Origin of the sequence: Hydrogenophaga sp. (assembly GCF_048549895.1) — a bacterium.
In the GTDB taxonomy this organism is placed as follows: domain Bacteria; phylum Pseudomonadota; class Gammaproteobacteria; order Burkholderiales; family Burkholderiaceae_C; genus Hydrogenophaga.
Map to the genome: position 1 here is coordinate 24,010 of NZ_JBLYYB010000062.1, position 6,199 is coordinate 30,208.

Consider the following 6,199-nt stretch of genomic DNA (forward strand, 5'->3'; position numbering starts at 1 on the left):
ATGACCTTCAAAGAGAGAGCGCGTGCCTTGGAAACCCTCGCTCGCGCCCTGTGGCGCGACGCCCTGACTTTCCCCTGGGCCAACACCGCCATCACCCTGCGCGAACGCTTCCGCGAAGACCGCCTGGGCATCACCGCCAGCAGCCTCACCTTCACCACCACCATCTCGCTGGTGCCGCTGTTCACCGTGGCCCTGGCCATCTTCAGCGCGTTCCCCATGTTCGACCGGCTGCAGGTCACGCTGCAACGCTGGCTGGTGCAGAGTCTGGTGCCGCCCGACATCGCCAAGCAGGTGTTCAGTTACCTCAACCAGTTCGCCGGCAAGGCCGGGCAGATCGGCTGGGCGGGTGCACTGGTGTTGCTGGTCACCGCGCTGGCGCTGATCCTCACCATCGACCGCAAGCTCAACGACATCTGGCGCGTGCGCCAGCCGCGCTCGTTCACCCAGCGCGTGTTGGTGTACTGGGCGGTGCTCACGCTGGGGCCGCTGCTGCTGGCCGGCAGCCTGACCGTGACCACCTATGCCGTCACCGCCTCGCGCGGCGTGGTGTCGGGTGTGCCGGGCGGTGTGCGCTTGTTGCTGGAGACGATCCAGTTCGCGTTGCTCACCGGCGGCATTGCCGCGCTGTACCGCTATGTGCCCAACACGCGGGTGCGCTGGAGCCATGCGCTCATCGGCAGCATCTTCGTGGCCACCGGGCTGGAGCTGGCCAAGAAGCTGCTGGCCTGGTACCTCGCGCAGGTGCCCACGTATTCGGTGGTCTACGGCACCTTTGCCACCGTGCCGATCCTGCTGGTGTGGTTTTACGTGGCCTGGGTGATCTTGTTGCTGGGCGCGGTGGTGGCGGCCTATCTGCCCAGCCTGCTCTCGGGCATTGCGCGGCGCGGCGACACGCCGGGCTGGAGTTTTCAACTGGCGCTGGAGGTGCTGGAGCAACTGCACACCGCGCGCGACACGGCGCCCAAGGGCCTGAGCCTGGAGGCCCTGGCCCAGGTGCTGCGGGTGGACGCGCTGCAGCTGGAAGAGCCCGTGGCCACGCTGGTGGCGCTGGACTGGCTGGGCCGACTGGACGAAGACGGTGAGCGCTATGTGCTGCTGGTCGACCCGTCCAGCACGCCCATGGCGCCGATGGTGGAGCGCCTGCTGCTGGCGCGCCAGCCCAACACCACCCGCTTCTGGTCGGAGAGCCGCTGGGCCGGGCTCACGCTGGCCCAGGCGCTGGCGTCCACGCCTTTGCCTCCGGTGGCGCAGGAGATGGCGGAAGGCCCCTCGGTCGCCTCGGGCTGAAGCGCGCTCAGGTCACTGCAAACGGCGCGCGCAGGAATCCGCGAAAGCGCGCCCGGCCACCACGCAAGGGCGCCTCGGTCAACCTGAAATCGGGGAAGCGCTGCAAGAAGCGGCCGATGGCAATGCGGCCCTCCAGCCGCGCCAGGCTCAGGCCCGCGCACTGGTGGATGCCGAAGCCGAAGGCCAGGTGCTTGTTGTTCTCGCGCGCGAGGTTGAGCGCCTCGGGGTCCGGGAACTGCGCCGGGTCGCGGTTGGCCGCGCCGATGCACAGCGTCACCAGCGTGCCGGCGGGCAGCGCCACACCGCCCACCTGGGTGTCTTTCAATGCGCGGCGGTTGCCGAGCTGGTTCGACGATTCGAAGCGCAGGAATTCATCGACCGCGCGGGTGAGCACCGCCTCTTGCGCTGCTGCATCGCCTGCGGTTTGCTTCAGCGCGGTGTGCAGAAACTGGCGGGCCTGCGGGTGTTCCTGCAGCGTGATCAAACCGTTGCCGATCAGGTTGGTGGTGGTCTCGTGGCCGGCGTTGAGCAGGAAGATGCAGTTCTGCAGCAACTCCACTTCGCTCAGCTGTTCGCCCCCGGCCTCGCCCAGGATCAAGCGTGTGAGCACGTCGCGCTCCGGGTCGCCGGGGTGCTGGCGGCGTTGCACCACCAGCGTGCGCAGGTAGGCCAGCATGTCGGTCACGGCCTGGTTGCCCAGGGCCAGTTGTTGCGGTGTGAGCGTGGGCTCCAGTGCGCCCAGGATGGCGAGCGACCAGTCGCGCAGCGGGCCGCGGTCTTCGTGCGGCACATCGAGCAGGTTGCCGATGATCTCCACCGGAATGGCCGAGGCGAAGTCTTCGATCAAGTCACCACCACCCCGCCCGGCCAGGTCGTCCAGCAGCGAGTCGACCAGGGCGATCAGCCCCGGCTCCATGTCGGCGATCGCGCGGCGCGTGAGCGCACCCATGATGAGGCGGCGCACACGCGTGTGCAGCGGTGGGTCGTTGAACACCAGGCTGGTGGTGTGGTGCTCGAACAGCGCGGAGCCCACGCCGTACTTGGGCGCGAACTCGACGTGCTTGTCGGAGCTGAAGGCCTGCGCGTCGCGGTACACCGCCATCAAATCGGCGCAGCGCGTGAGGAACACCGAGCCGTCGGGCATGCGGCGCACCGGCTCGTGTTCGCGCAGCGCGGCGTAGACCGGGTAGGGGTTGGCCAGAAAGTCGGGCGTGAGCGCACGAAGGTCGAAGGACCGGGCGATCTCGTGGGCGCGGTCGGGTGCCATCCAGGGCGTGATGTCGTCGGTCATGGTCAAAACAGGTTGGCAGCGGCGTAGCATGCTGGGCGGCGCTGATGATGGCGTTGGCGACTCAAGGAGAACTTCATGAATGCCTGCATTGTTCGACTTTTCGCGTTGGCGCTGGCGCTCTTGTTCCAGGCCGCGCCGGCAGTGGCGCAGAGTGTCATGTCGGCACCGGCCTGCCAGTGTTCCGCGCCCACGCTGGTGATCACCGGTGGCGCCAGCGTGGTGCACTGCATGTGCGGTGCCATGTCGTGCGTGATCACCGTGCCACCCGCCTCCAGCAAAGACTCCAGCCAGCTGCAGTGCGTGAAATGAGGCTCAGGTGGCCAGAAAGCTGCGCATCGCCACCAGTGTTTCCTCGGGCGCTTCGGTCATCTGGTAGTGACCCGCCGGCACGCTGGTGACCGACACGCGATGGCCCCCAGCCTTCGCCGCAGCGATCAACCCTTGCGCGGCTTTGGGTTGCGTCATCTGGTCCTGCCCGCCCAGCACAAAAAGCACCGGACAGGTGATCTGTGCCATGGCTGCCTCGCCGCCGGCGTAGCTGTCGCAGGCCACAAAACCGCGGTGGAACACATTGGCCTTTGTATTGCTGTGCAGAACCCGGCGGTTCAGCGCCAGGCTTGAGCCGTACACCCAAGTGCCGGGGCCGAGCGCCGACGGCGGCGCTGCCAACGTGCTGCGCGAGAACACGTTGATCATCTTCATGCCTTTTTCGGGCTCGTTGAGAGAGGCTTCGAGCAGCGCGGGAGACACCTTCATGGGGTAGGCCACCCCCACCAGCACCAGGTGGCTCACCCGGTCTTTCAGGCGCCCGGCCGCTTCAAGTGCAATCAGCGAACCCCAGCTGTGGCCGACCAGCGCGGCCTTGTGCACGCCCGCTGCGTCGAGCAGCGCGGCCACAAAACCGGCACCGTCCTCCACCGACGCGGGCGCCTCGCCCTCGCTTTTGCAGTGGCCGGGCAGGTCCACCGCGAGCACGTTCCAGCCGTGGTGGGCGAGGTAGCGGCTTTGCAGGATCCACACGCTGTGGTCGTAAAGCACACCGTGGACGAAAACCACGGTGGGTTTGGCGGCGTCGAAGGGCTTGCCGCCGGTGTAGCAGTAGGTGTTGGCGCCGTTGACTTGCAAGTACATGATCAGGCTCCAGCTTTCTCGGCCGCTTTGAGCGCGCGCTTCAAATCGTCGATCAGGTCGTCGGCATCCTCCAGACCGATGGACAGGCGGATCGTGCCCGGACCAATGCCACCGGCGGCCAGCGCTTCGTCGCTCATGCGGAAGTGCGTGGTGCTGGCGGGGTGGATCACCAGCGAGCGGCAGTCGCCCACGTTGGCCAGGTGGCTGAAGATCTTGAGCGCTTCGATGAAGGCCTTGCCCTGCTCGCGGCTGCCTTTGATGTCGAAGCTGAACACCGAGCCCGCGCCCCTGGCGCCGAAGCGCAGCAGCTTGCCCGCCAGCGCGTGGCTGGGGTGGCTCTCCAGCAGCGGGTGGCCCACGCGGCCCACCAGCGGGTGGCTGGCCAGGAACTGCACCACCTTTTCGGTGTTGCCCATGTGGCGGTCCATGCGCAGCGAGAGCGTTTCAATGCCCTGCAGGATGAGCCACGCGCTGTGCGGCGAGAGGCAGGCGCCGAAATCGCGCAGGCCCTCGCGGCGTGCGCGCAGCAGGAAGGCGCCCACGGTGCTCTCTTCGCTGAACACCATGTTGTGAAAGCCCGCGTAAGCCTCGGTGAGCTCGGGGAAGCGACCCGATTTTTCCCAGTCGAAGCTGCCGGCGTCCACCACCACGCCGCCGATCACGGTGCCGTGGCCACTCAAAAATTTGGTGGCCGAGTGGTAGACCAAGTCGGCGCCCAGTTCGAAGGGTTTGATGAGGTAGGGCGTGGTCAAGGTCGAATCCACCAGCAGCGGCACACCGGCCTCGTGCGCGATCTGCGACACGGTGGGGATGTCCAGCACGTCCAGGCCGGGGTTGCCCACGGTTTCGCCGAAGAACAGTTTGGTGTTGGGCCGCACGGCGGTGCGCCAGCCGTCGATGTCGCCCGGCTTCACAAACGTGGTCTCGATGCCGAAGCGGCGCATCGTGTAGTGCAGCAGGTTCTGGCTGCCACCGTAGAGCGCGGTGCTGGCGACGATGTGCGAACCCGCGCCCATGAGCGTGGCCACGCTCAGGTGCAGCGCGGCCTGGCCGCTGGCGGTGGCAATGGCACCAATGCCGCCTTCGAGCGCGGCCATGCGCTGCTCGAACACCGCGTTGGTCGGGTTGCTGATGCGGCTGTACACGTGGCCAGCGCGCTCCAGGTTGAACAGGGCCGCCGCGTGGTCGCTCGATTCGAAGACGAAGGAGGTGGTGAGGTGGATCGGCACGGCGCGCGCGCCGGTGGCGGGGTCGGGCGACGCGCCCGCGTGGAGTGCGAGCGTGTCGAAGCCTGGGTCTGAATAGCCGGACATGGGTGGGTCTCCTCGGGGTGCCGTGCTGTGTCGCCAAGGGCTGGCGCGCACTGGTTTTGAGCGGTATTGTGGGGGTATATTGCAGACTCGCCAGCCCTGCTGGAGACACCACCGAAAACAGGAGACCCGTCATGAAAGTCAGCGACATCCTTCGCGTCAAGGGCGGCACGCTCTACACCACCCACCCCCTGGAAACCCTGCAGCGCGCGGTGGAGACCATGTCGCAGTTCGACATTGGTTCGCTGGCGGTGATGGACCACGGTGAGCTGGTCGGCATGCTGACCTTCCGCGAGATCATCCACACCCTGGCGCGCAACGGCGGCGCGCTCGGCGAGAAGACGGTGCGCACCGTGATGGACGACCACCCCATGAGCTGCACGCCCGAGACCGAGCTGGAGCAGGTGCGCCCCATGATGCTGGAGCGGCACACCCGCTACATGCCGGTGATGGACAACAAGATGCTGATGGGCGTGATCAGCTTCTACGACGTGGCCAAGGCCGTGGTGGACAGCCAGAACTTCGAGAACCAGATGCTCAAGGCCTACATCCGCGACTGGCCGGCCGAAGACGAAGCGCAGCCCGCCGCCCCGGCCCGCTGACCCGCACAGACCCCATGAGAAACGCCCCGCATGTCGGGGCGTTTCTCATGGACCGAAGGGGTCAGCCCATCGTGCTGTGGATCATGTCGCGCACGCGGGGATAAATCTGCTGGTTCCAGCGCCGTCCGCTGAACACCCCGTAGTGGCCCACCCCGGTCTGCACATGGTGCGTCTTGAGGTAGGGGCGCACGCTGCTGCACAGATCTTGCGCGGCCACCGTCTGGCCCACGGCGCAGATGTCGTCGCGCTCGCCTTCCACCGTCATGAGCGCGGTGCGCCGGATGGCGGCCGGGTTGACCTTGCGGCCGTTCCAGGTGAGCTCACCGCGCGGCAGGTCGTAGGTCTGGAACACCTTGGCCACCGTCTCCAGGTAGAACTCGGCCGGCAGGTCGTTGACCGCGAGGTATTCCTCGTAAAAGTCCTGGATCACCTGCGCCTCTTCGGTGCGGCCGTTTTCCAGGTGGTCGTAGATGTTGCGAAACGACTGCTTGTGGCGCTCCGGGTTCATGGCCATGAAGGCCGAGAGCTGGATGAAGCCGGGGTAGACGCGGCGCATGAAACCGGCGTGTGGCAGCGGC

Annotated in this window: 6 protein-coding genes and 1 pseudogene; 3 read left to right on the forward strand and 4 right to left on the reverse strand. The window is 66.9% G+C overall.

All coding sequences use genetic code 11. From position 1 onward, the window contains the following. A complete protein-coding gene (locus ACN4F8_RS06415) occupies positions 1 to 1,287 on the forward strand; it encodes a YihY family inner membrane protein (protein WP_419472789.1) in 1,287 nt (428 codons plus the stop codon). Positions 1,288 to 1,294: 7 nt separating this feature from the next. On the opposite strand, the gene ACN4F8_RS06420 is transcribed toward ACN4F8_RS06415, so the two are convergent. Next, the gene (locus ACN4F8_RS06420) at positions 1,295 to 2,578 is read right to left on the reverse strand and encodes a cytochrome P450 (RefSeq protein WP_419472790.1); all 1,284 of its coding nucleotides are present in this window, start codon (positions 2,576 to 2,578) and stop codon (positions 1,295 to 1,297) included. Between the two features lie 75 nt (positions 2,579 to 2,653). Between ACN4F8_RS06420 and ACN4F8_RS06425 the strand changes: the two genes are divergently transcribed. Beyond that, positions 2,654 to 2,887, forward strand: a complete 234-nt coding sequence (locus tag ACN4F8_RS06425; RefSeq protein ID WP_419472791.1) for a hypothetical protein — start codon at positions 2,654 to 2,656, stop codon at positions 2,885 to 2,887. Between the two features lie 3 nt (positions 2,888 to 2,890). On the opposite strand, the gene ACN4F8_RS06430 is transcribed toward ACN4F8_RS06425, so the two are convergent. Beyond that, the gene (locus ACN4F8_RS06430) at positions 2,891 to 3,709 is read right to left on the reverse strand and encodes an alpha/beta fold hydrolase (protein WP_419472792.1); all 819 of its coding nucleotides are present in this window, start codon (positions 3,707 to 3,709) and stop codon (positions 2,891 to 2,893) included. Positions 3,710 to 3,711: 2 nt separating this feature from the next. Further along, positions 3,712 to 5,022, reverse strand: a complete 1,311-nt coding sequence (locus tag ACN4F8_RS06435; protein WP_419472793.1) for an O-acetylhomoserine aminocarboxypropyltransferase — start codon at positions 5,020 to 5,022, stop codon at positions 3,712 to 3,714. A 131-nt stretch (positions 5,023 to 5,153) separates the two neighbouring features. Between ACN4F8_RS06435 and ACN4F8_RS06440 the strand changes: the two genes are divergently transcribed. Beyond that, on the forward strand, positions 5,154 to 5,621 hold the full coding sequence (locus ACN4F8_RS06440) for a CBS domain-containing protein (protein ID WP_300654479.1): 468 nt from the start codon (positions 5,154 to 5,156) through the stop codon (positions 5,619 to 5,621). Between the two features lie 61 nt (positions 5,622 to 5,682). Here the strand turns inward: ACN4F8_RS06440 and ACN4F8_RS06445 are convergent. Next, a pseudogene (locus tag ACN4F8_RS06445) lies at positions 5,683 to 6,199 on the reverse strand (polyhydroxyalkanoate depolymerase); the annotation flags it as partial.

Excerpts from the sequence above, each read along its gene's own strand:
- ACN4F8_RS06415 (WP_419472789.1), top strand. The coding sequence starts at position 1 with ATGACCTTCAAAGAGAGAGCGCGTGCCTTGGAAACCCTCGCTCGCGCC.
- ACN4F8_RS06420 (WP_419472790.1), bottom strand. The coding sequence starts at position 2,578 with ATGACCGACGACATCACGCCCTGGATGGCACCCGACCGCGCCCACGAG.
- ACN4F8_RS06425 (WP_419472791.1), top strand. The coding sequence starts at position 2,654 with ATGAATGCCTGCATTGTTCGACTTTTCGCGTTGGCGCTGGCGCTCTTG.
- ACN4F8_RS06430 (WP_419472792.1), bottom strand. The coding sequence starts at position 3,709 with ATGTACTTGCAAGTCAACGGCGCCAACACCTACTGCTACACCGGCGGC.
- ACN4F8_RS06435 (WP_419472793.1), bottom strand. The coding sequence starts at position 5,022 with ATGTCCGGCTATTCAGACCCAGGCTTCGACACGCTCGCACTCCACGCG.
- ACN4F8_RS06440 (WP_300654479.1), top strand. The coding sequence starts at position 5,154 with ATGAAAGTCAGCGACATCCTTCGCGTCAAGGGCGGCACGCTCTACACC.